Raw genomic sequence first — 25,901 nt, 5'->3', positions numbered from 1 at the left:
CATCACCGCGCGCGTGACGGCCTCAGGGATCAGGGTGCTGTCGCCACCGCCACAGCGGCGTCCAGCAGCCGGGTGCCGTCGACGCGTCCGGCGAGCACGACGAGCACCTCGCCGCGGTGGTCGGGGCCGGCGGGCTCGAGGGTCGCGGGGTCCAGGGCGAGCGCGTAGTCCCAGTCGATCTCCGCCCGCCCCCGCGCGGCCTCCAGAGCGTCCTGGATGCCGGAGAGCGAGGGGGCGGCCGCGAGCGCCGCGGCGATCGTGCGGGACAGGGCCAGAGCCTGCTCCTTCCCGTCCGCGGAGAGATAGGCGTTGCGGCTGGAGCGGGCGAGGCCCGTCTCCTCCCGCTGGATCTCCACCGGTTCGATCCGCACGGGCAGGTCGAGGTCGGCGACCAGGCGCTGGATGATCGCGAGCTGCTGGGCATCCTTGCGCCCGAACACGCTCAGATGCGGATCCGTCAGGCGCAGCAGCTTCGCGACGACGGTGACCACGCCGTCGAAGTGGCCGGGCCGGGCGGCGCCCTCGAGGACCGTACCGGCGCGTCCCGCGCTCACCGAGACCGTCGGCGGCATGACGGGGTACATCTCCTCCACACCCGGGGCGAAGACGAGGTCGACGAGCCCGTCGACGAGGGCGAGATCCGCCTCGAGGTCGCGGGGATAGGCCTCGTAGTCCTCCCCGGGTCCGAACTGGAGGGGGTTGACGAAGTCGGTGAGGATCACGTGGTCGGCGAGCTCGCGGGCCCTCTCGACGAGGGCCAGGTGCCCGGCATGGAGGGAGCCCATGGTGAGCACTGTCGCGACCGTCCCGTCCATCGCGGCGCGGTGCTCGCGCAGCGCGGACTTGGTGGTGACGAGCGTGGTGCGCGGGGTGCTCTCGGGCACGGCGGGGTCCTTCCTCAGCTCTCCTCCGGGGGCGGGGCCGCCTCCAGCAGCGCCCGGATCGTCTCCCGGTCGCCCTCGGGGAGTCTCGCACGCGCGAGCGCCGCGAGGGCGAGGGCGCGGTAGGTGTCGCTCACGTCGCCGGGCTCGAGCGGGGCGGCGGTCGCGTCGAGATCGGCGAGGGCGTCGAGGTGGGCGGCGACGGTGCCGGCGTCCCCGCGGACCACCGGTCCGGTCAGCGCCCCGCTCCCCCGCTGCAGCGACTCCTCGAGCGCCGCCTCGAGCAGCGGGCGGAGGTAGGCGCCGGGGTCCTCGATGCCGAGCCGGGCCAGCGCTCTGCGGGACTGGTCCACGAGGACCACGAGATGGTTCGCGGCGTGGGCGAGGGAGGCGTGGTAGAGCGGGCGGTCGCCCTCGGCGATGACGACGGCCTCGCCGCCCATCTCCACCACGAGCGCGGCGGCGACGGGCAGGAACTCCTCGGTGGCGGTGATCCCCATCGGGCATCCGACGAGCCGGCGCAGGTCGGTGCGGGTGCCGGTGAAGGTCATCGCCGGGTGGATCGCGAGGGTCGCGGCGCCGGCGCGGGCGAGCGGGGCGAGCACCTCGGTGCCGTAGCGGCCGGAGGTGTGGACGACGAGCTGCCCGCCGGGGGCGAGGCCGGTCGCGGCGATCCCGCTCGCGAGCGGTCCGAGCTGGTCGTCGGGCACGGCCAGGAGCAGCATCTCGCTGCGCTCGACGAGCGCGGGGACGTCCAGCAGCGGCACACCGGGCAGGAGCTCGGCGGCCCGCTCGCGGGAGGCGTCGGAGACGGCGTAGGCGCCGGTGAGCGCGTGGCCCTCGGCGCGCAGCGCGGCGCCGAGGACGGCGCCGACGCGTCCGGCGCCGATCACGCCGATGCCGAGGCGGGGCGGGGTCATCGGGTCTCCTGCCCGTCGGGGCGCGGGCCGGGGGCGGGTGCGGGTGCGGCGGGCCGCTCCTGCTCGGGGTCGCTCCCGGGGTCAGTGCCGGGCGCCTGCGCGGCGGCGCCGACGGGCGCGAGCGCGGGACGGGGCCAGCTCTCGCGATCCCGGTAGCGGCGCAGGGTGCGGGCGTCGGCGGCGAGCACGGCGTGCAGGGCGAGGGCGTCCTCGCGGCGCAGGTTCTCCAGCAGGAGCGAGTCCCCCGCGCCCTCGACATGGAGGTCCAGCACGCCGAGACGGCGGGCGAGCGGGCCGTCCTCGAGCCTCAGCTCCTGGATCCTCTCGCGGGGCACGATGCTGAGCTTGCGGGACACGAGGCCGCTGCGGTGCACGAGCGCTCCCGGCAGCAGGATGCTCACCTCGGTGCGGCGGGCGATCCAGTACCAGCGCACCGGGGTGCGCAGTCCGGGCAGGTCGCGGGCGCGGGCGGTGAGGAGGTGCTCGAGGGTCGCGAGGTCGTCGTCGGTGCCCAGCGGTGCGCTGAGCCGGCCGAGGGTCTGCCGCAGCTCTTCGCGGGTGCCGACGGGGAGCACGCTGGTCGCGCCGTTCTCGTCGTCGTCATCGATCCCGGCCACGGTCGCGGAGACGGCGGTCCAGCCGGGGCCGCGCCAGAGGAAGGGGCGGCGCAGGTCGAAGCGCTGGATGCGGCCGGCGGCGATGTTGTCGGTGCGCGTGTTGGCCAGGCCCCGACGCATCCGCAGACCGCGCTCGCTGAAGCGGGAGACGAAGCCCCAGCCGGAGTCGATCCGGCCGAAGACGTACTTCGGCACCGCGATCGCGGTGGGCGCCAGCGCGGCCAGAATCGCGATCGAGAAGCCCTCCTGCCACAGGGCGAGGAGCACCGCGACGACCACGCCGACGACGCTCATCACGATCCCGGTGAGGAAGCCGAGGTCCCGCACGAGGGAGCGGACGAGTCGCTCGGTGGGGATCCTCGCGATGAGCTCGCCGTCGGTCACCCCGTCGTACAGGACCTCCTCGAGACGACCGCCGTGCTCGTGCGCGGCGTCGCCGGCGTCCTGGCCGCCTGCGGCGGAGGAGCCCGCGGCCGGGCCGCCGGCGAGGGCTGCGCGGGCCTCCGCGCTCGTCACGCCGGCCGGAGCGCCCACGACGGGATCGGCGGAGGAGCTCACGGCCGACGTCCCGGCCGCGACCTCGAGGATGCCCAGGCGCAGCTCCTCGGCGCGGGCGGAGGAGACGTACTCGATGTCGAGATACGACTCGCCGCCTCCGGCGACCTCGACGCGCACCTTCGCCAGTCCCAGCAGGCGGGCCAGCAGCGGGCGCTCGATCGAGACGGACTCGATGCGTGCCCGCGGCGCGTACTCGCGGGAGCGGCTGATCATGCCGCTGTGGACGGAGACGCCGTCCTCGTCCACCGCGTAGGTGGTGAACCACCAGCTGAGGGCCGACAGGACGATCGCCACGAGGACGACGACGAGCAGGATGCCCAGTCCGATCAGCGCGCGACGGATCGTGAACTCGTTCGCCAGCTGGGCGATGTTCTGGGCGGTGAGCACCGCGATGATGCCCACGACGACCTTCCAGCCGGTCACCAGCGGCGTGATCGGATGCGTGCGGTGGCGGGGCGCGGCGGCGTCGGCGGCAGGCGCCCCTGCCTCCGTCGCCTCGGGGGCATGCGGGTCCGGGGTCGAGGACCCGCCGGTCACGGGGTCGGGGCCGGGGGCGGTCACAGCGCCGCCATCAGCTCGACGCCGCGCGCGGTGAGCAGGGCGCGCAGGCGCTCGGCCTCGTCCTTCGGCAGGCCGGGCAGGGTGACGCCGGCGCCGTCATGGGCGGTGCTGAGCGTGAGCTTCGCGAGGCCGTAGCGACGGTCCACCGGCCCCTCGTCGATCTTCACCGACTGCACGCGGCCGTAGGGGATCGTGTGCACGGAGCGGAACATGATACCGAGGGCGACGGTGAGGTCCTCCTCCCCCTCGCGATAGCCGATCGCCCGCACCCGTCGCGGGGTGAGCGCGAGGCCCTGCACCACCAGCACCAGCGGCACGATGGCCGTCAGCCCCAGCCACCACCATCCGGTCAGGACCGCCGCGACGATCGCGCCGATGGTCAGCAGCACCCCGATCACGTAGCCGGGGATCCCCGCGAGATAGCGGGCCGGGACGAGCTTCGGCGAGACCGGCTGCAGCCCCTGCTCGCCCAGTCGCGCCCCGGCGGCGTCCGAGACCTCGGGCGGCAGGGCGTCGTGGGGCGTCGCCGTGGGGAGCGGCGGGCGGGCATCGGGCGCGGCGGAGGTCATGGGGACATCGTGTCATCCCGGGCCGGAGGCGCTGTGCGACGCTCGGCGCTGCCCGCCCCGCCGAAGGTCGGTCCTCGCCCGTGCCCCGCTCCGCCGACCGGCAGCTCGCAGGCCCGTCCCGCGGCGGGGTCGGAGGGCTCGGAGCGAGCGGTCAGGACCCGGCTTCCGCGCCTTCGGCGGAGCCGTCGCCGCCGGGTGGGAGCTTTCCCCATCGCTCCACGATCACCCCGAGCACGCCGAGCACGATGCCGGAGACCGCGGCGGCGGCGGTCGGCAGGATCGCGCCGAGCAGGTCGCCGGTGCCGGTGATCAGCAGGAACAGCGCCTGGCCGGCGAAGATCCCGCCCATGATCGCGCCCGTGTAGGCGCAGGCCCGGGCCAGCAGGACCGTGCGATAGGCGGTGGGCAGGTCGATCTGGTGTCGGCGCGGCGCGTAGGAGGGCTTGTCGCGACGCTCCTCGCTCTCCTGGAGGTAGCGGCGCATCGGGAGGCCGTAGGCGAGCAGCACCGCGGCCAGGGCCAGCAGCACCAGGGTGGTCAGCCAGCCCGCGATCGGGAGGGAGTGGCCTCGGGCGGCGAGGGTCTCGAGCATCTGGGCCCCGAAGCCCGCACCGATCACGAGGATCAGCACGAGCACCGGGATGTTCAGGGGCCTCACGACTCCGCCGCTCCCTCCCCCGTCCGGGAGGCCGGGGCGTCGAAGCCCTCGAGGGCCGGGCCCGGGCGCAGGTCCTCGCGGTCCGCGGCGCGGGCGAGGAGCGCCTGGACCGGTCCGCGGCCGGGCAGCACGGCGGCGGGGTCCGCGGCATGCCAGGGGCCGAGCACGAAGGCGCGCTCGTGGGCGCGGGGGTGGGGCACGGTGAGGTCGGGGTCCTCGCTGCGCCAGTCGCCGTAGGCGATCACGTCGACGTCGAGGGTCCGCTCGCCCCAGCGCACCAGGCGCTGCCGTCCGGCGGCCCGCTCGGCGCGGTGGGCCAGGGCGAGGAGGTCGTGGGGACCGAGCTCGGTGGTCACGCCGACCACGGCGTTGAGATAGGCGCCCTGGCCGTCCGGCCCGCCGACGGGGGCGGTCTCGAGCACGGGCGAGGTCCAGGCGATCTCGGTGCCCGGGTGGGAGGCGAGCACGTCGAGCGCCCCGCGCAGGTGCGTCTCGCGGTCGCCGAGGTTGCTGCCGAGCGCGAGCACGGCGGGGACGGGGCACGCGTCGCGCTCGATCGCGACGGCCACCCCGCCGACGGGCAGTCCGACCGGGGCGGCGGGCTTGTGCACGCGCACGCCGACGCGGCGCACCAGCGGGTGCCCGGTCTCCTCGAGGATCCTCGCGGCGATCCGCTCGGCGAGGGTCTCGACGAGGTCGTGGGGGCCGGCGCCGATCTCCTCGTGCACGGCCGTGACGACCTCGGCGTAGTTCACGGTGCGGGAGAGGACGTCGGTGCGGCCGGCCGCAGCGGTCGAGAGGTGCAGGACGACGTCGACCGCGAACTCCTGGCCGATCTCCTTCTCCGCGGCGAGGACGCCGTGATGGCCCCAGGCGCGGATGCCGGTGACCTCGATGCGGTCCAGGCGTCCGATCGACGGCGTCGCGGAGCCGTGATGCGCGCTGCCGTCGACCGCGCTGCCGTCGACCGCTCCGCCGTGGTGCGCCCTGCCGTCATGCGGGCTGTCGTCGTGCGGCCTGCCGTCGTGCGGGCTCATCGGCGCCTGCTCCGACGCAGCCGGTCCCCGACCCGCACCGCGGCGAGGTTGGAGGGGACCTCGTGGACGCGCACCGCCCAGGCGCCGTGCTCGGCGCTGTAGGCGCTGATCGCGGCGGTCGCCGCGTCGCGGTCCACGTCGAGGGCGCTGACGAAGCGCTTGCGCGAGGCGCCGATGAGGACGGGCAGGCCGTGGGAGGCGATCGCGTCCCAGTCCGCCAGCAGGTCCCAGTTCTGCTCCCCCGTCTTGGAGAAGCCGAGGCCGGGATCGGCGACGAGGAAGCGGTCCTCGATCCCGGCCTCGCGCAGCGTGCTGAGGCGGTCGCCGAGCTCGGCGGTGCTGTCGTGGGCGACGTCCTCGTACCGGGCGAGGTCGTTCATGACGTCGCTGTGGCCGCGCCAGTGCATCGCGATGAACACCGGCGGGGTGCCCAGACGCGTGCGCAGCTCGGCGACCTGCGCGCCCATCCGCACGTCGGCCTGGCCGGCGGAGACATCGTTGACGATCAGGGCCCCGGCCGCGATGCTCGCGGCGGCGACGGAGGCGCGCATGGTGTCCACGCTGAGCACGACGTCCTCGGCGGCGAGAGCCTCGACCACGGGGATCACCCGGCGCAGCTCCTCCTCCTCGGGGACGCGCGGGGCCCCGGGGCGGGTGGACTCCCCGCCGATGTCGATGATCGCGGCGCCCTCGGCGACCAGGCGGCGCCCGTGGGAGATCGCGTCGGGGGCGCTGTCATGCTCCCCGCCGTCGGAGAAGGAGTCGGGGGTGACGTTCAGGACCCCCATGACGAGGGTGCCGTCCCCGCCGAGGCGGTCCGGCAGTCCCTCGGGTCGGCGCACGGGGATGGTCACGACCTCACCGTCCGTTGATCAGGGCCATGGCCTCGCCGCGGGTGCTCGGGTTGTCCCGGAGCATGCCGCGCACGGCACTGGTGATGGTGCGGGCCCCGGCCGCGCGCACGCCGCGCATCGACATGCACATGTGCTCCGCCTCGATCACGACGATGGCGCCGGCGGCGCCGAGCTCGTCCATCAGCGCATCGGCGATCTGGAAGGTGAGCCGCTCCTGCACCTGCGGGCGTCGGGCGTAGACGTGGACGAGGCGGGCGAGCTTGCTCAGCCCCGTGACCGCGCCGTCGCCGGGGATGTACCCTACGTGCGCCATCCCGTGGAAGGGCAGCAGGTGGTGCTCGCACATCGAGTGGAAGGCGATGTCGCGCACGAGCACCAGCTCCTGGTGCTCGATGTCGAAGGTCGTCGACAGCGGCTCGTGCGCGTCCTGGTCCAGCCCCTCGAAGACCTCGGCGTACATCCGCGCCACCCGCGCGGGGGTGTCCAGGAGGCCGTCGCGGTCGGGGTCCTCGCCGATCCCGGCGAGGAGCTCCCGCACCGCCGCCTCGACCCGGGGCCGGTCCACAGCCATCTCAGCGCTCCGTCTCGTCGTGGTCGCCGTAGCCGTAGCCCTGGCCGGGACCGGGCTGGCCGGAGCCGCCGGGGGCACCGCCGTGCGGGGCGCCGGGGATGCCGGGGCCGTCGCCGCCCGGATGGGGCAGCTCGGGGGCGCCGGGCTGCAGCGGCTCGCCCGCGTCGTGCTCCTCGGTGCCGGTGCCGGTGGTGGTCGAGCCGACCGACGGCGCCTCGAGGGAGGGGCGCTCCTCGCTGGAGACCCACACCTCGCGAGGAGGGAGCTTGGTGACGTCCGCGAAGATCGCGGCGAGCTCGTGCTCGTTCAGCGTCTCCTTCTCCAGCAGCTCCTCGACCAGACGGTCCAGCACGTGACGGTTCTGCACGATCACGGACCAGGCCTCGTCCAGGGCGTTGTCCAGGAGCGTGCGCACCTCCTGGTCCACGATGCTCGCGGTCTCGCCGGAGAAGCGGGGGCCCTGCCCCTGCTGCATGCCCACGAACACCTCGTCCTGGTCGCCCGAGAGGGCGACCTGGCCGACGGCCGCGCTCATGCCCAGCTGCATGACCATGGTGCGGGCGATCTTGGTGGCGTTCTGGAGGTCGGAGCTGGGGCCGGTGGTGACGTCGTGGAAGATCGACTCCTCCACCGCGTAGCCGCCCATCGCGTAGGCGAGGCGGTCCAGCAGCTCGTTGCGGGACTGGTAGTTGCGGTCCTGCGTGGGGACCACCATCGTGTAGCCGCCGGCCTGGCCGCGCGGCAGGATCGTCACCTTGGTGACCGGGGCCGAGTTGTTCATCGCCGCGGCGACCAGGGCGTGCCCGCCCTCGTGGTAAGCGGTCATCTGGCGCTCGCGCTCGGTCATCACCTTGGAGTACCGCTGCGGGCCCATGGAGACGCGATCGATCGCCTCGTCCAGGGCGCGGTTGTCGATGATCTGGTTGCCAGAGCGGGCGGTGAGCAGCGCCGCCTCGTTCAGCACGTTGGCGAGGTCCGCACCGGACATGCCGATGGTGCGCTTGGCGACGGCCTCGAGGTCCACGTCGTGGGCCAGCGGCTTGCCCTTGGCGTGCACGCCGAGGATGTGCAGGCGGCCCTTGAGGTCCGGGGCGGTCACCGCGATCTGGCGATCGAAGCGGCCCGGGCGCAGCAGCGCCGGGTCGAGGATGTCCACGCGGTTGGTGGCGGCGATGAGGATGACGTTCTGGTTCTCGTCGAACCCGTCCATCTCCACGAGCATCTGGTTCAGCGTCTGCTCGCGCTCGTCGTGGCCGCCGCCCATGCCGGCGCCACGGTGGCGGCCGACGGCGTCGATCTCGTCGATGAAGATGATCGCCGGGGAGTTCTCCTTCGCGGTGTTGAACAGGTCGCGCACGCGGCTCGCGCCGACGCCCACGAACATCTCCACGAAGTCCGAGCCGGAGATCGAGTAGAAGGGCACGTTCGCCTCGCCGGCGACGGCCTTGGCCAGCAGCGTCTTGCCGGTGCCGGGCGGGCCGTAGAGCAGCACGCCCTTGGGGATCTTCGCGCCGACGGCCTGGTAGCGGCCCGGATCCACGAGGAACTGCTTGATCTCGTCGAGCTCCTCGACGGCCTCCTCGGCGCCGGCGACGTCGGCGAAGGTGACCTTCGGGGCCTCCTTGTTGAACAGCTTCGCCTTGGACTTGCCGAACTGCATCGCCCGGCCGCCGCCCTGGGCGTTCATGATGAGGAACCAGAACAGGCCGATGAAGATCAGCAGCGGCAGGAAGGACAGCAGCAGAGTGGACCACCATGAGCTGGTGGCGATCTCGTCGGTGTAGCCGCCTGAGGGGGCGGACTCCTCGACCGCGGAGACGATCGACTCGCCGCGCGCGTCGACGTAGGCGAAGCGCACCCGGTTGCCCTTGTTCTCCTCGCCGTCGGTGAAGTCCTCGGTCAGGACCAGGTCGACGCGCTGCTGGTTGCCGCCGATGATCTTCGCCTGCTCGACGGTGTCGCCCTGCAGCAGCTCGAGGCCCTGCTCGGTGTCGATCTGCTGGTAGCCGTCACGGCCCAGCAGGGAGAACAGCGCCATGCCCAGCAGCAGCGCGACGACGATCCAGAGGGCGACGGAGGTGAAGGGGCGGCGCTTCCTGCCGCCCGAGCCGCGGCCCGTGCTCTTGGGGGAATCTGCCACCGGTTCAGTCCTCGTAGACCGAGCGTGCGAGGACGCCCACGTAGGGAAGGTTGCGGTAGTTCTCCGCATGGTCGAGCCCGTACCCGATGACGAACTCGTTGGGGATGTCGAAGCCGACGTACTTCACGTCGATCTCGACGCGCGCGGCCTCGGGCTTGCGCAGCAGCGTCGCGATCTCCACGGACTTCGGCCCACGGGAGCGGAGGTTGGCCAGCAGCCACTTCAGGGTCAGGCCCGAGTCGATGATGTCCTCGACGATGAGGACGTTGCGCCCGGTGATGTCGCCGGAGAGGTCCTTGAGGATCCGCACCACGCCCGAGGACTTCGTGCCCGAGCCGTAGGAGGAGACCGCCATCCAGTCCATCTCGACCTTGAGGTCGATGGAACGGGCGAGGTCCGCCATCACCATCACCGCCCCCTTCAGGACGCCCACCAGGATCGGGGGCTCCTCGGCGTAGTCCGCGGCGATCTGCGCGCCGATCTCGGCGAGCCGGTCACGGATCTGCTGTTCGTCCAGCAGCACGCGGTCGACATCGGGGTGGGGGTGCGTCTGGGGCACGCGGATCTCCTCCAGGTGATGTGGTGGGTGCGTCCGCCGCGGCTCACGGAGCGGGACGGCACCACACCAACAGGCCGTCACGGCGAGCGACCTCGATCCTACCCGGAACGGGCACCGCTGCCTGACCGTGCCATGAGACGACCAGCGCATCCAGCGCGAGCACCTGCCTGCGCAGCAGCGATTTCGTGGATCCACCTGCGTCACCTGCATCGATTGCGCGCTGAGCGGAACGGGAGGCGTCGCGCAGCACGCGGGTGCGCACGGGGGCGGGGACGGCGGCGAGGGCGTGGACGTCGAGGTGCAGCAGGTCGCCCTCCTCGGCGAGCTCCCCGGCGTCGCGGTGCAGGGCGGGCAGCAGCGCCCGCGCCTCCTCGTCGAGATGGTCCACATCGGGGCGGACCAGGTCGGCGCTGCGGGCGAGGTTCTCGTCGATCTGCTCCCCGAGGATCTCGCGCAGCAGCGGCAGGGCCCGGTGGCGCACCCGCGAGCGCAGCAGCTCGGGATCCGCGTTCATCGGGTCCTCCCACCACTCGAGGTCGTGGAGGGTGCAGATCTGCTCGGTGTCGGCGCGTCGCAGGGCCGTGGTCTCGTCGCGGCCGGTGCCGAGGAAGGGGCGCAGCAGGTGGCCGCGGCTGCGGCGGATCCCGGCGAGCGCCCGGGGCCCGGCGCCGCGGGCGAGGGCCATCAGGACCTGCTCCGCCTGGTCGTCGAGGGTGTGGCCCAGCAGCACGGCGAGCGCACCGCGCTCCTGGGCGAGGTGCTCGAGGGCGTCGTGTCGGGCGGTGCGGGCGGCGTTCTCGAGACCGCCGGGCGCGGCGAGGTCGACGGACGGCGTGAGCACGTGTGCCTCGGCGCCCAGCCGCTCCGCCTGCGCGGCAGCGCGCGCGGCGACGGAGGCGGAGCCGTCCTGGAGCCCGTGGTCGACGATCGCGGCCTCGGTCGCGAGCCCCATCCGCTCCCCCACCCAGCAGGTGGTCGCCAGCAGCGCGAGCGAGTCGGCGCCCCCGGAGACGCCGACCAGCAGCCGCGGGGAGAGGTGGCCGGAGCCGGTGTCGTCGGCGAGCTGCTCGAGCCGCTCGGCGACGGCGGCGCGGACGGCGCGGCGGGCACGGGCGACCACGGGAGGAGGGCCGGCCATCAGTCGACCTGCACCATCTCGGCGGCGACGTCGTCCACCGCGGCGCGGGCGGCGTCCGCGTCTGCGCCGTCGAAGCCGTGGACCACGATCGAGTAGCCGACGGTGCGGCCGTCGGGGAGCACGGTCACGCCGGCGAGGGTCGCGGCGCCGCCGAGATAGCCGGTCTTGCCGCGCACCTGCCCGGCGGCGGCCGAGTCGTCACCATGGCCGAAGCGGTCCGCGAGCGTGCCCGAGAGCGCCGCGACGGGCACGTCGTAGAGGATCTGCTCGAGGGCGGGCACCTCGCCGGAGGCGACCTGGGCGAGCACCGCGGCGAGCAGCGCCGGCGGGACCCGGTTCTCCCGCGAGAGCCCGGACCCGTCGCGGAGGTCGAGCCCGGCGAGGTCCTCCTCGGGCAGCCCCATCTCGGCGCCGAGCTCTCGGATCTCCGCCTCGACGGCGGCGGCGGCGCCGGCGGGGGTGGTCTCCTCGCCGCGGGCGAGCGCCACCAGGTGCGCGAGCAGCTCGGCGGTGGTGTTGTCGGAGATGAGCAGGGTGTGGCGCACGATCTCCGAGAGCGGCTCGGAGGAGATCTCCGCGGCGGGCGCGCCCTCCGGGGCGGCGGCCGCGGTGATCCCGCCGGTCACCTCGAGGCCCTCCTCGCCGAGCAGCTCGGCGAAGCGCCGGGCCGCATCGCCGGCGGGATCGGTGGACTTCGGGCCGTACTGCTCCCCGTCGAGCCATCCCTCCTCGAGCGCGAGGGAGGCGGTGGGCGTGACCCAGCCGCCCGCCGTGCCGTTGTCGCCCCAGGCCGGGTTCGCCCCGCCCACGAGATACGAGTCGTCCAGGGCGAGGGAGACGGAGGAGGTCCCCTGCTCGGCCGCCAGCGCCGCCGTCTGCGCGGCGAGCTCGCGCAGATCCTCCTCGGTGAGGGTCATATCACCCTCTCCCGCCAGGGTCACCACGCCGTCCTGGACGGTCGCGCGGGTGACCAGCACCTCATCCCCCGTGTACTGCCGCAGCACGGCCGCGGCGGTGAGCAGCTTGAGGGTCGAGGCGGGCACGAGAGCGCTGGACGAGTCCCGCTCGGCGAGCACCTGGCCGTCCTCGGCCGCGACGACGCTGAAGGCCAGGCCCCCGCCCACGACGGGCAGCTCGGCCTTCGCGGCCATGCGCTGCTGCAGGTCGGCGGGGTCGACCGGGGACGGCGAGGAGTCGACGGGGGTCACGGCCTCGGCCGGATCGACCCGCTCCCAGTCCTCCGCGACGGCGCGGGGCCCGGAGCCGGGGTCATCCTCGGCGCTGCGCACGGTGAGCACGCCGGGGAAGGCGTCCATCAGGTCGCCGAGGACGTAGAAGCTCACGGGCAGTGCCGCGCACATCACGACGGCGACGGTGCGCCACATGCGCTCGGTTGCTCGAAGGGCCATGCCACCACGATATGGTGTCCCGGTCATCGGAAGCGGCCCACAGGGCCGGAGCAATGAAGTGGCCCACGGGGCCGGAGCAATGGAGCGGCTGTCGTGGAATTCGACGTGACCATCGAGATCCCTCGCGGGAACCGGAACAAGTACGAGGTGGACCACCACAACGGGCGGATCCGCCTGGACCGGATGCTCTTCACCGCGACGCGCTATCCGGACGACTACGGCTTCATCGAGGGGACCCTCGGCGAGGACGGCGACCCGCTGGACTGCCTGGTCCTGCTCGAGGAGCCGACCTTCCCGGGCTGCCTGATCCGCTGCCGCGCGCTGGGCATGTTCCGCATGCGCGACGAGGCCGGCGGCGACGACAAGATCGTCGCGGTGCCGGTGGGCGATCGCCGTCAGGTGCGCCGCCAGGAGCTGACGGACGTCTCGGAGTTCCACCGCCTGGAGATCCAGCACTTCTTCGAGGTCTACAAGGATCTCGAGCCGGGCAAGAGCGTCGAGGGCGCGCACTGGGAGGGCCGCAGCGACGCGGAGGCGGAGATCCGCCGCTCCTACCAGCGTGCGGTCGGCACGGAGCACGCCAACGAGTTCACGCAGGAGGTCTGAGCGCGGTCCGTCCGCGCAGGACGCATGACGACGGGGCCGGTCCGGAGGGACCGGCCCCGTCGTCGTGCGCGGGTGGGACCGCGGGCGCGACGCCCGGGATCCCGGCTCAGCGGCGGGTGAGCTCGCCCTCGAGGTCCTGCGTCCCCTGGCCGAAGATCTCGAGCATCGCCTCGACCACGGAGCGGGCCACGACGCGGGCGCCGAGGCCGCCGAGGACCGCGCCGATCCCGAAGGGCACCAGGCGTGCGAGCCACAGCCCGCCGGTGCGGGCCACGACCCGGCGCCGCACGTACTTGTTGACCTGCTTGGTGACGAAGCCGGGCAGGAGGCCTCCGCCGCCGAGGACCGAGTTCCAGCGCATGCCCTGCCGGCCGAGCGCCTTGCCGATGATCTCGGCGCCGCGCTCGCCGCCGAGCACGCCCAGCAGCACGAGGCGTCGCGTCTCGCGGTCGGTCATGTCGACGCCGTAGATGTCGGCGGCGGCGAGGGTGAGGAAGGCGCAGGACTCCGCGAAGGAGAGCCCCTCCCCCACGGTGAGGCCGATCGCGGCGGCGGTGCCGAGGCCCGGCAGCGCCGCGACGCCGCCGATGCCGGCGCCGGTCGCGGTGGTCAGCGCGGTGAAGCGCGAGGTGACCTTCTCCAGCAGCTGACGGTCCGTCGCCTCAGGGTGCTTGGCGCGCAGGTGCTCGACGTAGGTGCGGGCCAGCGGCGCCTGGACCTTGAGCGCGGCGTCGATCAGCGAGAGCCAGCGCTCGTCGAGCTGCTCGTCGAGGGAGCCCTCCTCGAGGGGGAGGTCGTCGGGTCGCGTCGCGGCGGCGCCGTGGTCGCGCGGGACGGGCTGCGGGGAGTTCGTGGCCACCTGGGCCTCCATTCGTCGGGGTCCTGAACAGGGCAACGGTATCGCGCACGGGTCCACGCTCCTGGACGGCGGGTGCGCGCGGCGGAGGCCCGGTCCGCGGTCGGCTCCCCGTCCGACGGGGACGGGGTGACGCCGCGGGCGCCGGACCGCTCCGGCGCGGACCGGGCGGTGCGGACCGGGCGGCGCGGCGCCTCAGCGGCGCAGCACGACCTCGCCCTCGCCGAGCTCGGCGATGTCGCCGCTCAGGCCCAGTCGGCGCACGGCCTCGCCGAGGTCCGCGTAGTGGTGGACGTAGCCGGCCTCCACGAAGGAGCGCGGCACCATCCGGTCATGGCAGAGGGTCCCGCCCAGGTGGTCCGTCTCGTGCTGGAGGATCCGCGCGGTCCAGCCCACATGCTCCTCGTCGACCTCGCGCAGGGAGCCGCCGGGCAGCAGCTCCTGCGCGCGCAGGCGCACCCGGCGCGAGCGGGGCACGATCGACTGCCAGCCGTCGACCGAGAGGCAGCCCTCGAAGGCGAAGACGGTCTCGTCCCCGACCGGCTCGACGACGGGGTCCAGCAGGGCGCGCAGCGCGAGCGGTCGGCGCTCGAGCAGCTCGTCCTCGGGGTCCTCCCCCTCCTCGGCGGCGAAGGGGTCCTCGACCACATAGAAGCTCAGCGGCAGCCCGATCTGCGGGGCGGCGAGACCGACGCCGGGCGCGTCCCTCATCGTCACGGTCATGGCATCCGCGAGCTCCGCCAGGAGCGCGGGCTCGAGGCGGTCGCGGGCGGCGACGGCGGTGCGGCGGAGGGCGGGATGCCCTGCCTGCACGATGCGCAGCGGGGCGCCCTCGCGGGGGCGTCGGTCCAGGATCTTCCGGGTCAGCTCAGCAGTGTCCACCGCCCCAGTATCCCGTGCCCGGCCCCGTGCACGGGAGTGCGCCGGGCTCGGCCCTGCCGCGGCCCGTCCACGGGCCGGGCAGGGTGTCGCCGGGACGACGGCGCGCCGTCGGTGGCAGGGCGGACCGGGAGGGTGAGACGTGGGATACACTCTGCCGTGCCGGTGCGATGGAGCACCCCCGAGGAGCTCCCCCGAACCGGTGTCACAGTCACTTCACAACGGATCGTCCGGCACGTACCTGCCGGTGAAGGAGAACCACCATGGCAACAGTCACGTTCGACAACGCCTCCCGGGTCTACCCGGGCCAGGAGCGCCCCGCGGTCGACAACCTCAACATCGAGATCGGCGACGGCGAGTTCCTCGTCCTCGTCGGCCCCTCGGGCTGCGGCAAGTCGACCTCCCTGCGCATGCTCGCCGGTCTCGAGGAGATCGACGCGGGCCGCATCCTCATCGGCGATCGTGACGTCACCGACGTCCCGCCGAAGGACCGCGACATCGCCATGGTGTTCCAGAACTACGCGCTGTACCCGCACATGACGGTCGCCGACAACATGGGCTTCGCCCTGAAGATCGCCGGCACCCCGAAGGCGGAGATCCGCAAGCGCGTCGAGGACGCCGCGGCGATCCTGGACCTCACCGAGTACCTCGACCGCAAGCCGAAGGCGCTCTCCGGCGGTCAGCGCCAGCGTGTGGCCATGGGCCGTGCGATCGTGCGCTCCCCGCAGGTGTTCCTCATGGACGAGCCGCTGTCGAACCTCGATGCGAAGCTGCGCGTCTCGACCCGTACCCAGATCGCCTCGCTGCAGCGTCGTCTCGGCGTCACCACCGTGTACGTCACCCACGACCAGACCGAGGCGATGACGATGGGCGATCGCGTGGCCGTCCTCGACCGCGGCGTGCTCCAGCAGATCGACTCCCCGCGCCGCATGTACGACCACCCGAACAACGTGTTCGTGGCCGGCTTCATCGGCTCCCCCGCCATGAACCTGCTCGAGGAGAAGCTCACCGACCAGGGCGTGCAGTTCGGCGGCGCCGTGCTGCCCGTGGACCGTGCGACCCTCTCGGACACCGACCAGTCCACCGTCACCGTGGGCGTGCGCCCCGAGGACCTCGAGCTCGTCGGCGACGAGCAGGGCATCGCGGTCGAGGTCGACGTGGTCGAGGAGCTCGGCGCGGACGCGTTCATCTACGGCCGCCGCGCCGGCAGCGACGAGACCGCCAAGCCGTTCATCGCGCGCGTCGACGGCCGCCGTCCCCCGGCCAAGGGCGAGACCGTCTACTTCCGTCCCAAGGAGGGCCACCTGCACCTCTTCGACGCGAAGTCGGGCAAGCGCCTCGGCGACTGAGCACCCCCGCTCCGCACGACGGGCGTCCGGCTCCGGCCGGGCGCCCGTCGTCCGTCCCCGGCGGGCTCGGCGCCGGCCCCGTCGTCCCCGGGACGGTTCCCGGCGGCCTCGGGGCCGCGACGACACGACGTCCCGGGCCGTGATCTTCCCGTCGGACCGACGTGAAATGTGGAAGCGTATGGGCCTGGCCCTCGCGCTCGGGAGAGAATGGACCCATGGCACCCCTGGAGATCACCGCGTCCCGTGCAGACCCTGCACTGCTGGATCTGCCCTGGGAGACGCCGCTGGAGCAGTGGCCCGACGAGATCCTGGCCGCGCTCCCCCGCGGCATCTCCCGCCACGTGGTCCGCTTCGTCCGGGTCTCGGGGCGGGTGCTCGCGCTCAAGGAGATCAACCACCACCTCGCCCAGCGCGAGTACGACACGCTCAAGGTGCTCGGCCGGATCGGCATCCCCTCGGTCGAGCCCTTCGCCGTGGTGTCCGGTCGCACGGGCCGCTCCGGCGAGGCGCTGGACGCCGTGCTGATCACCCGCCATCTGCAGTTCTCCCTCCCCTACCGGGCCGTGTTCAGCCAGGTCTCGCGCCAGGACACCGCCCAGCGACTGCTCGACGCGCTCGCCGTGCTGCTGGTGCGGCTGCACCTGGAGGGCTTCTACTGGGGCGACGTATCGCTGTCGAACACACTGTTCCGCCGTGACGCGGGCGCCTTCGCCGCCTACATCGTCGACGTCGAGACCGGCTCCCTCCACGAGACGCTCACGACCGGGCAGCGCCACTACGACCTCGACCTGGCCCGCACCAACATCATCGGCGAGCTGATGGACCTGCAGGCCGGCGACATGATCGACCCCGAGGTCGACGCCGTCGAGATCGGCGACGACCTCGTGGCCCGCTACGAGGAGCTGTGGGACGCGCTGACCTCCTCGGAGCGCTTCTCCGCCGACGAGCGCTGGCGGGTCTCCGCCCGGATCGAGCGGCTGAACAAGCTCGGCTTCGACGTGGGCGAGCTCGAGATCACCACCGACCTCGACGGCACGACCCTCTCGATCCGCCCGAAGGTCGTCGACGCCGGCCACCACTCGAGGCGTCTGATGCGCCTGACCGGCATCGACGCCCAGGAGAACCAGGCGCGTCGGCTGCTGAACGATCTCGACCAGTTCCGCGCGGACACGGAGCAGCAGGCCGAGGAGGAGGAGTTCGTCGCCCACGAATGGCTCAAGGACCAGTACGAGCCCGTGGTCCGCGCGATCCCCCGGTCGATGCGCTCGAAGCTCGAGCCGCCGGAGTTCTTCCACGAGGTGCTCGAGCACAAGTGGTTCCTCTCCGAGCAGGCCGGCGTCGACGTGAGCCTCGACGACACCGTGCGGCACTACATCCTCAACGAGCTCATCCACCGGCCCGACGAGAAGTCGCTGGTGACCACCGAGACCTCGGCCCTGCCGATCGTCGAGGCCTGAGCGGGCCGGGGAGAGACCGAGACGAGACGTGGCTGCGTCGGAGCGGCGCCGGCATCCCCGGCTCGACAACCTGTCCCTGCGCGAACAGCTCGGCGTGGACCGGCTGGGGCGCCGGCTCGTGCAGATGATGATCGGGCTGACCGGCTTCGGGCTGTCGCTGGCGATGCTGCTGCGCTCGGGGCTGGGCGGCGCGCCCTGGGACGTCTTCCACGCGGCTCTCGCCGAGCGGCTCGGCGCGACCGTGGGGTCGATGAGCATCGCGGTGAGCTTCGTGCTGCTCCTGCTGTGGATCCCGCTGCGCGAGCGGCTCGGGATCGGCGCGGTCGCGAACGCGATCTGGGTGGGGGTCAGCATCGACCTCGGGATGCTGATCCTGCCGGAGGCGAGCTCGCTGCCCGTCGCGATCGCCCTCATGCTGCTCGGCGTGGTGGTCAACGGGATCAGCGGCGCCGTCTACATCGGCGCGCAGCTCGGTGCGGGCGCCCGCGACGGGCTGATGACGGCGCTCAGCCGGGTGCTCTCCCGGCCCGTCGGGCCGGTGCGGATCGTGCTCGAGGTGATCGTGCTGGTGACCGGATGGCTGCTGGGCGGACCGCTCGGGCTCGGCACCGTCGTCTACGCGATCGCGCTCGGCCCCGTCATCCAGCTGGCGCTGCCCCACGTGCTGATCCCGGTCCGCTCGGTGCAGGGCAGGGAGCCCGGCCCCGCGCGCTGAGGCGCGCGGGCCGGGGCTCTCGGGCCGGGCCCGGGCTCGCGCGGCAGGCCGAGCCGGAAGGGTCAGGCCGGGCCGGGAGGGTCAGGCCAGTCCGTGCTGGTCCCGGACCCCGGAGATCTCGTAGAGCGCGATCGCGGCGGCGACCGAGGCGTTCAGCGACTCGGAGCGCCCCGCCATCGGGATCGAGACCACCTGGTCGCTGGTCTCCCGCGCGAGGCGGGAGAGGCCCTTGCCCTCGGCGCCGACGACGAGCACGGCCGGCTGGGTGCCGAGCTCGAGCTCGCGCGAGGTGACGTCGCCGTCCGCGTCGAGGCCGAGCACGAACACGTCCTGCTCCTTGAGCGCGGCGAGGGTGCGGTTGAGGTTCGTGACCTGGGCGACGCGGACGCGGCCGGCCGCGCCCGCGGCGACCTTCCACACGCTCGCGGTCATCGACACGCTGCGCCGCTCCGGCAGGATCACGCCGTGCGCGCCGAAGGCGTCGGCCGAGCGGAGGATCGCGCCGAGGTTTCGGGGGTCGGTGATGCCGTCGAGCGCGACCAGCAGCGGCGGCTCGAAGCGGTCCGCGGCGATCTCGAGCAGCTCGTCGACCTCGGCGTACTCGTAGGGCGGGATCGTCAGCGCCACACCCTGGTGCACCGAGTGATCGGTCATGCGGTCGAGGTCGGTGCGGGTCGCCTCGACGACCGGCAGCGCCCGCGCCGCGGCCAGGCGCATGATCTCCCGCACCCGCTCGTCGGCGTCGATCCGCACCATGAGGGTCAGCTGGGTGGCGGGGATCTCCTCCCGCAGCGCCTCCAGCACCGCATTGCGCCCCGCGACCTGGTCGCTGCCGGGCGCCTTGCCCTTGGCCTTGGGCCCGCCGCGTCGTCCCGCGGCGCCGGATCCCGAGCCGCCGGAGTACTTCTTGTGGTTCGGGCGCTCCTCGGCCTTCGGGGTCGGGCCCTTGCCCTCCAGCCCCCGTCGGCGCACGCCGCCGGAGCCGACGGTCGCGCCCTTCTTGCCCTTGCGCACCGCGCCGCGGCGCGAGCTGTTGCCTGCCATGGATGGTCTCCTCAGTCCTGCTCAGTCTCGGGTCTCGAGGGTCCAGCGGGCGCCGCCCTGGCCGTCCTCGATGCGGATCCCGGCGGCGGTCAGCGCATCACGCAGCGCGTCGGCTCGGGCCCAGTCCTTCTCGGCGCGCGCCGCCTCGCGGGCGGTGAGCTGCGCGGAGATCAGCGCGTCGAGCGCCGCGTGCTCCGCCCCGGAGGCGCCTGCCGCCCCGCCCCACTGCTCCCCCAGCGGGTCCAGCCCCAGCACGTCGAGCATGGCCCGCAGACGGCCGAGGCCCTCGGCGACCTGGGCGCCGTCCGCCCCGCCGCGCGCGGCCAGGAGCGTGTTCAGCGCCGCCTGCTCGCGGTGGATCACCGCGAGCGCCTCGGGGACGGAGAGGTCGTCGTCCATCGCCGCGACGAACTCCTGCGGCAGCTCCACTGCGCGCAGGTCGGCGTCGGCCGCGGCGATCGGGTCTCCCCCGAGCTGCTCGGCGGCGCGGCGCGCGGTCGCGGAGAACCGCTCCCACACCGTCTCCGCCTCCCGCATCGCGGTGGTGTTGTACTCGATCGTCGCGCGGTAGTGGCCGCCGACGAGGGCGAGGCGCACCGCCGCGGCGGGGTGCTCGCCGAGCGCATCGGCGGCGGTGACGAAGTTGTCCAGGCTCTTGCCCATCTTCAGCCCGTCGACCGTGACCATGCCGGAGTGCATCCAGCGCTGGGCGAAGCCGTAGCCGGCGGCGTGGGACTGCGCCTGCTCGTTCTCGTGGTGCGGGAAGCGCAGGTCGAGCCCGCCGGCGTGGAGGTCGAAGGTCTCGCCGAGGTACTTGCGGCTCATGGCGGAGCACTCGAGGTGCCAGCCCGGGCGGCCGCGGCCGAAGGGCGTGTCCCAGGAGGCGGTCTCCGGCTCGGTCGCCTTCGCCGCCTTCCACAGGGCGAAGTCGCGGCGGTCGCGCTTGCCGGGCTCCATCTCCTCGCCCGCGTCCTGCATGTCCTCGAGGGACTGGCGGGTCAGCGCGCCGTAGGTGGGCAGGGAGGCGACGTCGAAGTAGACCGAGCCGGCGCCGTCGGCGTAGGCGTGGCCCCGCTCGATCAGGCGCTGCATGAGCTCGATCATCTCGGGCACGTGCCCGGTGGCGCGCGGCTCGTAGGTGGGGCGGCGGTTCCCGATCCGGTCCAGCACGTCCTGGAACTCGCGCTCGAAGCGCAGCGACCAGGCGAACCACTCGGCGCCCGCCTCGGCGGACTTCACGAGGATCTTGTCGTCGATGTCGGTGACGTTGCGGACGTGCGCGACCTCGTAGCCGCTGCGCTCGAGCCAGCGCACCAGCACGTCGAAGGAGAGGAAGGTGCGCAGGTGCCCGAGGTGGGGCGCGCCCTGCGTGGTGGGACCGCAGACGTACAGCGACACCGCCCCCTCGCGCACCGGGGTGAACGGTGCAGTGGTGCGGGTGGCGGTGTCGTGCAGGTGGAGAGTCACGTTCCCAGGGTACTGCCTGCTGGGGCCGTCTCCGCTCAGCCGGTTCGACCGGCGCGCGGCCTGGCCGATCGGTCCCAGGGCGGTCACTCGGTGCGGGCGCTGACCTGCTTGCCGTAGAGCTCCTCGAAGGTGTCGTCGTAGGAGACGGCGTTGCTGCGGCGCTTGCCCTGGACGGCCTGGACCGCAGACTGGGCGGTCTCGATCGTGGTCTCGGGGGCCTTCAGCTTCCGGGAGACCAGGAAGGCGACGAGCCCGGCGATCGCGCCGAGGAGGATGAACACGCCGGCGACGATGAGGAACGAGCCCCAGGCCGGCAGCCCGAGCGCCTGCAGACCGGTCGCGGCCGCGAACAGCAGCATGACCCAGGCCGACAGGAGGAGGAACAGCAGCACGGCGGCCATGGCGGCGATGATGCCGACCTTGATGCCGAGGGCCGTGATCTCCTTCTTGGCGATGTCGATCTCGTGATGGACGACGCCCAGGAGCTCATCGCGGATGGACTGGACGAGCTCGCCGATGGACCGCTGGGTGGGCGGCGTGCTCGGGTCGTTCGTGGTGTTGATCATGATCGGAGCCTATCGCAGGGTGCGGGCGTTTCTGTGTCGGATCGAGCCGGTTCGAGGGAGCGGGCCGAGGGCTCAGTCCACCGAGATCCGCTTGCGGCGGGTGGTCTCGGGGCGGGGGCCGGCGGCAGTGGTGCGGCGCGCCACCAGCGAGGGGGCGACCGCGACGTCCCGGAAGGTTCCCTCGTGGCCGGAGACGCGGTCCACCAGCATCTGGGCCGCCAGGGCGCCCAGCCGCTCCGAGTTCGGGTCCACGCTGGTCAGCTCCGCGACGCCGGAGGAGGCGAGCGAGGTGTTGCCGTAGCCGGCGACCGCGAAGGCCTCCGGCACGTCGTAGCCGGCCTCGCGGGCCGCGGAGAGCACGCCGACGGCGGTGACGTCGTTGGCGCAGGTCACCGCGGTGGGGACCTGGCTCCCGCGCAGCAGCATCGACCCGGCGGTCTGGCCGACCTGCTCGGTGAAGTCGCCCGGCTCGACCCGGGCGGAGTCCGCCAGGCCGTGGCGCGCCATCGCGGCGCGGAAGGCGTCGGCGCGCTCGCGGGCGACGGCCGCGCCGACCCCGCCGACGTGAGCGATCTCGCGGTGGCCGAGGCTCACCAGGTGGTCGACCAGGAGGCCCTGCCCGACCTCGTCGTCGATGCGGACCGTGTCGATCCGGCCGACGAGCTCCTTCGAGCAGCCGATCCCGACCAGGGGTCGGTTGCCGGTGGCCTCGAGGACCTCGTCCATGTCAGCGAGGTCGGAGACCATCAGGAAGCCGTCCACGCCGAGGTGGACGAGGTTCTCGATCGCGTCGGTGTCCACGGCGACCGGGTACTCCGGCAGGCGCCGACGGGTGGGCACGACGACGGCGGTGCGGCCGGTCGCGGCGAGCTCGATGCGGATCGAGCGGACGAGGTCGGAGATCCAGGTGTTGCGCATGGTGTTCACGAGCACGGCGACGACGCCGCGGTGCTCCGTCTCCCCGCTGAGCTCCTCGAGCGGGAAGTGCAGGCGCTCGGCGGCCTCGCGCACGCGCTCCACCATCCGGGGCTTGATCTCGTCGGCGCCGCGCAGGGCGCGCAGCGCGACCGCGCTGGAGATCCCCAGCGAGTTCGCGACGTCGCGGAGGGTGCCGCGGGAGGCGCCGTCGGCGTCGAGCTCGGCGGCGGTCGACTCCATGTCCTCGACCATCTGGCCGGTCGAGCCGTCGTCGGCCTGGGCGGCGGCCGCGTCGTTGTGGGGGTCCAGGGAGCTGTCGGAGGAGGTGGCGTCACTGCTCATGGCCTCCATTGAACCGCATCGGCGGCGGCCGCGGAGGCAGGTCCGCGGGAGCAGTCGGTGCGGTATGGCTCACCCGGCGCCGGGCGCGCGGGGGATATCCCCCGCGCATGCCGACGGCGGGCCCGGTGGGACCGGTCGCGAGGGCCCGTCTAGGGTCGAGCCATGGACGAGTCGAGCGAGAGGACCGGGGCGCCCGCCCGGTCCCGGATCTCCCCCGCCGCGCTGGCCTCGGTGGTCGTCGGCGGGGTGCTGAGCCTCACCTGGTGCGTGGCGAGCATCGTCATGCTCGTGACGGGGCTGAGCGCCCTGCCCGCGCTGGGCAGCGGGCTGCTGCTGCTGGTCCCGTGGCTGCTGCTGATGCAGGTCGCGGTGCGGATCGAACGGCGCCGCGCGGTCGCGGTGCACGGCATCGGGGTGAACATCCCCGCCCGGCGCCGCTCGCTGCGCCGCGGTGCGGCCGGCTGGCTGCAGGACCGCTGGTTCGAGCTCGGCACCGGCGGGTTCTGGCGCGGGGTCCTCCACCACCACCTCGCGATGATCGTGGCCGGGGCGTTCCTGCTCGTCGCCCTCGCGATGCTGTGGCTGGGCTGGTCCGGCTGGGAGCTCGCGCTGCTGCACGGCCCCGTCCGGATCGGGAGCCTGGAGATGTCCCGCTGGGCCCTCGCCGTGCTCGGCACCGCGGCCCTGGCGCTCTGCGCGGTGCTGCTCGCCCTCGGCGCGCTCGCCGACCGCGGTCTCGCGCGCGGCCTGATCTCCGGCTCCGAGGAGGAGCTGCGCGAGCAGGTGGCGGACCTCGCCGAACGGCGTCAGGGCGCGGTCGACGCCGCCGCCCAGGAGCGGCTGCGCATCGAGCGGGATCTCCACGACGGGGTGCAGCCGCGTTTGGTGAACCTCGCCATGACCCTGGGCCTCGCCCGCACCGCGATCCGCACCGACCCGGACCGGGCCGAGCGGCTCGTCGGCGAGGCGCATGCGGAGGCGAAGGCCGTGATGACCGACCTGCGCCAGCTCGCCCGCGGGATCCACCCGGCGGTGCTCACCGACCGGGGCCTGGATGCGGCGCTCTCCGCCCTCGCCGCCCGCTCCCGCATCCCCGTCGACCTCGACGTCTCCCTGCTGGGGCCGGCGCACGCCGGGCTGGACCGGGAGCGGGAGGGCGTGGCCTACTTCGTGGTCGCCGAGGCGCTGACCAACATCGCCAAGCATGCGCAGGCCGAGCAGGTCTCCGTGAGCGTGCGCCAGGACCCGCACGCGCTGCGGGTGCGGATCGAGGACGACGGGCGCGGCGGGGCGCGGGTGCGCCGCGACGGGCTCTCCACCGGCCTCGCCGGGCTCACCGACCGGGTCCGCGCGACCGGCGGCGTGCTCGGGATCAGCAGCCCCGTCGGCGGCGGCACCGTGCTCGAGGCCGTCCTGCCCACCGGCGCGCCGGCCTCCGGCGCCGCTCCCCTGCGACCGGCCCTGTCCGCCGACCTGACCGCCGTCCCCCTCCCGCGCCCGGCCGACGGTACCGGGCCCCGAGACCAGACCCTGGAGGTCCCCCGATGAGGATCGTGATCGCCGACGACGCCGTGCTGCTGCGCGCCGGGCTCGAGAGGCTCCTGACCGACGCCGGCCACGAGGTGGTCGCCGCGGTGGGCGATGCGGCGGGCCTGCTCGCCGCCGTCTCCCACCACCGCCCCGACCTCGCGGTGATCGACGTGCGGATGCCGCCGACGTTCACCGACGAGGGCGTGCGGGCCGCGGTGCTGATCCGGCAGCAGGATCCCGAGGTGGCGCTGCTGGTGCTCTCCCAGTACGTCGAAGAGCGCTACGCCTCCGATCTCATCGCCGACTCCTCGCACGGCCTGGGCTACGTGCTCAAGGACCGGGTCGCGGACGTCGAGGAGTTCCTCGGCGTGGTGGCTGACGTCGGCGAGGGCGGGACCTGGCTGGACCCCGAGGTGGTCCAGCAGATCTTCGTCCGCTCCCGGCGGCGCCGCACCCTCGAAGCACTCACCCCGCGGGAACGCGAGGTGCTCTCCCTGATGGCGCAGGGCCGCTCGAACCAGGCGATCGCCGATGCCCTGTTCGTCTCCGCCGGAAGCGTCGAGAAGCACATCTCCTCCCTGCTCACGAAGCTGGACCTGCCGCCCGTGGACGGCGAGAACCGACGGGTCATGGCGGTGCTGCGCTATCTGGAGTCGGAGGACCGGACGTGAGCACCGTGGACCGCGGGCCCGCCCTGCGCAGCGATGGCGCGTCGGACGGCGGCGCGCTGCGGGAGGTGGACACCCCCGTGGCGGAGGGCGGTGCCTCGGGGACAGGGCGCGGCCTGCCCCCGGAGCGTCGCTACGACCCGCCGCGCCGGCTCACGCCCTCCCGCGAGCGCGACCGCCCCTGGCGGCTGGGCGTGGCCCTCGCCGGCGGCGCCGTGATGCTGGTGGTGATCCTGTTCCTGGCCGCCTCGACAGGCTTCACCTGGTGGAACGGCCGCGCCTACCAGGACGTCCCCGCGACCGCGGGGCTCGGGACCCCCGCCTCGCTGCAGCTGACCAGCACCCTCGGCGATGTGCGCGTGCAGCCCTCCGAGGAGGTCGACGAGGTGACGCTCTCGCTCGTCACCCCGGGCACCACGGTCCCGTCGCCGGCCGGGGAGCAGGTCCGCGCCCGTCTCGAGCGCGGCGGCACCGGCTCCGCCGTGGCCATCGCCGTGAGCCAGCCCGAGAGCTACTCCACGTGGCCCGGCCTCGACGACACGCGCGACGTGCTCGTGCTGGTCCCGGTCGGGCACGAGCTGGACCTCGACCTCCGCACCGATGTGGGGGACGTGGTGGCCGAGGGCGACTTCGGCTCCCTCGCGGTGCGCTCCGACGTGGGCGACGTGCACCTGGGCACGACGAGCATCGCGGAGGGCGTCACCGTCTCGACCGAGGTCGGGGCGATCGAGGCCGACCTCGCCGCCCCCGGTCCCACGGCCGTGGACCTCTCCTCGACCCTCGGGGACATCTCCCTGCAGCTCCCCGCGGAGGCGAGCGGAGCGGTCGGGGCGGTGACCGAGCTCGGCGACGTGAGGATCGCGGTCGGGGGCACCTCGACGTGGCAGGTCGAGACGCGCAGCTCGCTGGGCGAGGTCACCGTGGACCCCGCGCTCCGCGGCTCCGAGTCGGAGTCCGCGGGTACGCTGACCGCCGTCACCGAGACCGGGGACGTCACGCTCACGCGCTGAACGTCCCCGGTCGCGGCGTCCC

At 73.7% G+C, this 25,901-nt stretch carries 25 protein-coding genes; 7 read left to right on the top strand and 18 right to left on the bottom strand.

Translation table 11 applies throughout. The features are described from left to right. Positions 1–29 precede the first annotated feature (29 nt). From panC to A4A78_RS12450, 12 genes are all read right to left on the bottom strand, one after another. Positions 30–884, bottom strand: coding sequence for a pantoate--beta-alanine ligase (gene panC / locus A4A78_RS12505; RefSeq protein WP_062949665.1), 855 nt, complete (start codon positions 882–884; stop codon positions 30–32). 14 nt (positions 885–898) lie between these two features. After that, positions 899–1,801 carry a Rossmann-like and DUF2520 domain-containing protein gene (locus A4A78_RS12500; RefSeq protein WP_010551046.1) on the bottom strand — a complete coding sequence of 301 codons (903 nt, stop codon included), beginning with the start codon at positions 1,799–1,801 and terminating at the stop codon, positions 899–901. Next, positions 1,798–3,537, bottom strand: coding sequence for a PH domain-containing protein (locus A4A78_RS12495; RefSeq protein ID WP_231881036.1), 1,740 nt, complete (start codon positions 3,535–3,537; stop codon positions 1,798–1,800). Before A4A78_RS12495 ends, A4A78_RS12500 begins: the two co-directional genes overlap by 4 nt. Further along, positions 3,534–4,106 carry a PH domain-containing protein gene (locus tag A4A78_RS12490; RefSeq protein WP_062949663.1) on the bottom strand — a complete coding sequence of 191 codons (573 nt, stop codon included), beginning with the start codon at positions 4,104–4,106 and terminating at the stop codon, positions 3,534–3,536. Before A4A78_RS12490 ends, A4A78_RS12495 begins: the two co-directional genes overlap by 4 nt. A 151-nt stretch (positions 4,107–4,257) precedes the next feature. Continuing rightward, positions 4,258–4,764 (bottom strand): DUF3180 domain-containing protein, encoded by a 507-nt coding sequence (locus A4A78_RS12485; protein WP_062949661.1) that lies wholly within the window; start codon positions 4,762–4,764, stop codon positions 4,258–4,260. Further along, positions 4,761–5,801, bottom strand: coding sequence for a 2-amino-4-hydroxy-6-hydroxymethyldihydropteridine diphosphokinase (gene folK, locus A4A78_RS12480; protein ID WP_231881035.1), 1,041 nt, complete (start codon positions 5,799–5,801; stop codon positions 4,761–4,763). The genes A4A78_RS12485 and folK overlap by 4 nt, the downstream gene beginning before the upstream one ends. Next, positions 5,798–6,655: a dihydropteroate synthase gene (gene folP / locus A4A78_RS12475; RefSeq protein WP_062949659.1), complete on the bottom strand. Its 858-nt coding sequence runs from the start codon at positions 6,653–6,655 to the stop codon at positions 5,798–5,800. The genes folK and folP overlap by 4 nt, the downstream gene beginning before the upstream one ends. Positions 6,656–6,659: 4 nt before the next feature. Beyond that, positions 6,660–7,226, bottom strand: a complete 567-nt coding sequence (folE, locus tag A4A78_RS12470; RefSeq protein ID WP_062949657.1) for a GTP cyclohydrolase I FolE — start codon at positions 7,224–7,226, stop codon at positions 6,660–6,662. Position 7,227: 1 nt separating this feature from the next. Next, on the bottom strand, positions 7,228–9,366 hold the full coding sequence (gene ftsH, locus A4A78_RS12465) for an ATP-dependent zinc metalloprotease FtsH (protein ID WP_062949655.1): 2,139 nt from the start codon (positions 9,364–9,366) through the stop codon (positions 7,228–7,230). Positions 9,367–9,370: 4 nt separating this feature from the next. After that, entirely contained in the window at positions 9,371–9,925 is a 555-nt protein-coding gene (hpt, locus tag A4A78_RS12460; protein ID WP_010551038.1) for a hypoxanthine phosphoribosyltransferase, read from the bottom strand. Positions 9,926–9,968: 43 nt separating this feature from the next. Continuing rightward, a complete protein-coding gene (gene tilS, locus A4A78_RS12455) occupies positions 9,969–11,063 on the bottom strand; it encodes a tRNA lysidine(34) synthetase TilS (RefSeq protein WP_062949653.1) in 1,095 nt (364 codons plus the stop codon). Then, positions 11,063–12,472, bottom strand: a complete 1,410-nt coding sequence (locus tag A4A78_RS12450) for a D-alanyl-D-alanine carboxypeptidase (RefSeq protein ID WP_231881034.1) — start codon at positions 12,470–12,472, stop codon at positions 11,063–11,065. The genes tilS and A4A78_RS12450 overlap by 1 nt, the downstream gene beginning before the upstream one ends. Before the next feature lie 93 nt (positions 12,473–12,565). On the opposite strand from A4A78_RS12450, the gene A4A78_RS12445 reads away from it, so the two are divergent. Beyond that, positions 12,566–13,078, top strand: coding sequence for an inorganic diphosphatase (locus tag A4A78_RS12445; RefSeq protein WP_010551035.1), 513 nt, complete (start codon positions 12,566–12,568; stop codon positions 13,076–13,078). A gap of 106 nt (positions 13,079–13,184) precedes the next feature. On the opposite strand, the gene A4A78_RS12440 is transcribed toward A4A78_RS12445, so the two are convergent. Continuing rightward, a complete protein-coding gene (locus tag A4A78_RS12440) occupies positions 13,185–13,937 on the bottom strand; it encodes a hypothetical protein (RefSeq protein ID WP_231881033.1) in 753 nt (250 codons plus the stop codon). Between the two features lie 192 nt (positions 13,938–14,129). Then, positions 14,130–14,816, bottom strand: coding sequence for a peptide deformylase (locus A4A78_RS12435; protein ID WP_062949647.1), 687 nt, complete (start codon positions 14,814–14,816; stop codon positions 14,130–14,132). Between the two features lie 260 nt (positions 14,817–15,076). Here A4A78_RS12435 and A4A78_RS12430 point away from each other — a divergent pair, with 260 nt between their 5' ends. From A4A78_RS12430 to A4A78_RS12420, 3 genes are all read left to right on the top strand, one after another. Next, positions 15,077–16,162 carry an ABC transporter ATP-binding protein gene (locus A4A78_RS12430; protein WP_062949645.1) on the top strand — a complete coding sequence of 362 codons (1,086 nt, stop codon included), beginning with the start codon at positions 15,077–15,079 and terminating at the stop codon, positions 16,160–16,162. 215 nt (positions 16,163–16,377) lie between these two features. Further along, positions 16,378–17,619, top strand: a complete 1,242-nt coding sequence (locus A4A78_RS12425) for a DUF4032 domain-containing protein (protein ID WP_062949641.1) — start codon at positions 16,378–16,380, stop codon at positions 17,617–17,619. Positions 17,620–17,647: 28 nt separating this feature from the next. After that, positions 17,648–18,334, top strand: coding sequence for a YitT family protein (locus A4A78_RS12420; protein ID WP_082835312.1), 687 nt, complete (start codon positions 17,648–17,650; stop codon positions 18,332–18,334). A gap of 81 nt (positions 18,335–18,415) precedes the next feature. On the opposite strand, the gene rlmB is transcribed toward A4A78_RS12420, so the two are convergent. The 4 genes from rlmB to A4A78_RS12400 all read right to left on the bottom strand — a co-directional run bounded on the left by rlmB (position 18,416) and on the right by A4A78_RS12400 (position 22,671). Beyond that, positions 18,416–19,378 carry a 23S rRNA (guanosine(2251)-2'-O)-methyltransferase RlmB gene (gene rlmB / locus A4A78_RS12415; RefSeq protein WP_062949639.1) on the bottom strand — a complete coding sequence of 321 codons (963 nt, stop codon included), beginning with the start codon at positions 19,376–19,378 and terminating at the stop codon, positions 18,416–18,418. A 21-nt stretch (positions 19,379–19,399) separates the two neighbouring features. Continuing rightward, positions 19,400–20,845 carry a cysteine--tRNA ligase gene (gene cysS, locus A4A78_RS12410; protein ID WP_062949899.1) on the bottom strand — a complete coding sequence of 482 codons (1,446 nt, stop codon included), beginning with the start codon at positions 20,843–20,845 and terminating at the stop codon, positions 19,400–19,402. Between the two features lie 83 nt (positions 20,846–20,928). Further along, on the bottom strand, positions 20,929–21,411 hold the full coding sequence (locus tag A4A78_RS12405; RefSeq protein ID WP_062949637.1) for a phage holin family protein: 483 nt from the start codon (positions 21,409–21,411) through the stop codon (positions 20,929–20,931). A gap of 72 nt (positions 21,412–21,483) precedes the next feature. Continuing rightward, a complete protein-coding gene (locus tag A4A78_RS12400; protein WP_062949635.1) occupies positions 21,484–22,671 on the bottom strand; it encodes a LacI family DNA-binding transcriptional regulator in 1,188 nt (395 codons plus the stop codon). Between the two features lie 162 nt (positions 22,672–22,833). On the opposite strand from A4A78_RS12400, the gene A4A78_RS12395 reads away from it, so the two are divergent. Genes A4A78_RS12395 through A4A78_RS12385 form a run of 3 tightly spaced genes read left to right on the top strand, consistent with a single transcriptional unit; the run spans position 22,834 to position 25,879 of the window. Then, the gene (locus tag A4A78_RS12395) at positions 22,834–24,219 is read left to right on the top strand and encodes a sensor histidine kinase (protein WP_062949633.1); all 1,386 of its coding nucleotides are present in this window, start codon (positions 22,834–22,836) and stop codon (positions 24,217–24,219) included. After that, positions 24,216–24,872 (top strand): response regulator transcription factor, encoded by a 657-nt coding sequence (locus A4A78_RS12390; RefSeq protein WP_062949631.1) that lies wholly within the window; start codon positions 24,216–24,218, stop codon positions 24,870–24,872. Before A4A78_RS12395 ends, A4A78_RS12390 begins: the two co-directional genes overlap by 4 nt. Further along, entirely contained in the window at positions 24,869–25,879 is a 1,011-nt protein-coding gene (locus A4A78_RS12385; protein WP_062949629.1) for a DUF4097 family beta strand repeat-containing protein, read from the top strand. The genes A4A78_RS12390 and A4A78_RS12385 overlap by 4 nt, the downstream gene beginning before the upstream one ends. Positions 25,880–25,901: the final 22 nt, after the last annotated feature.

The sequence above is a fragment of the Brachybacterium sp. sponge genome (assembly GCF_001613775.1).
Classification (GTDB): domain Bacteria; phylum Actinomycetota; class Actinomycetes; order Actinomycetales; family Dermabacteraceae; genus Brachybacterium; species Brachybacterium conglomeratum.
Note: the sequence above shows the minus strand (reverse complement) of the source record. Positions and strands in the feature narration are given on the sequence as shown.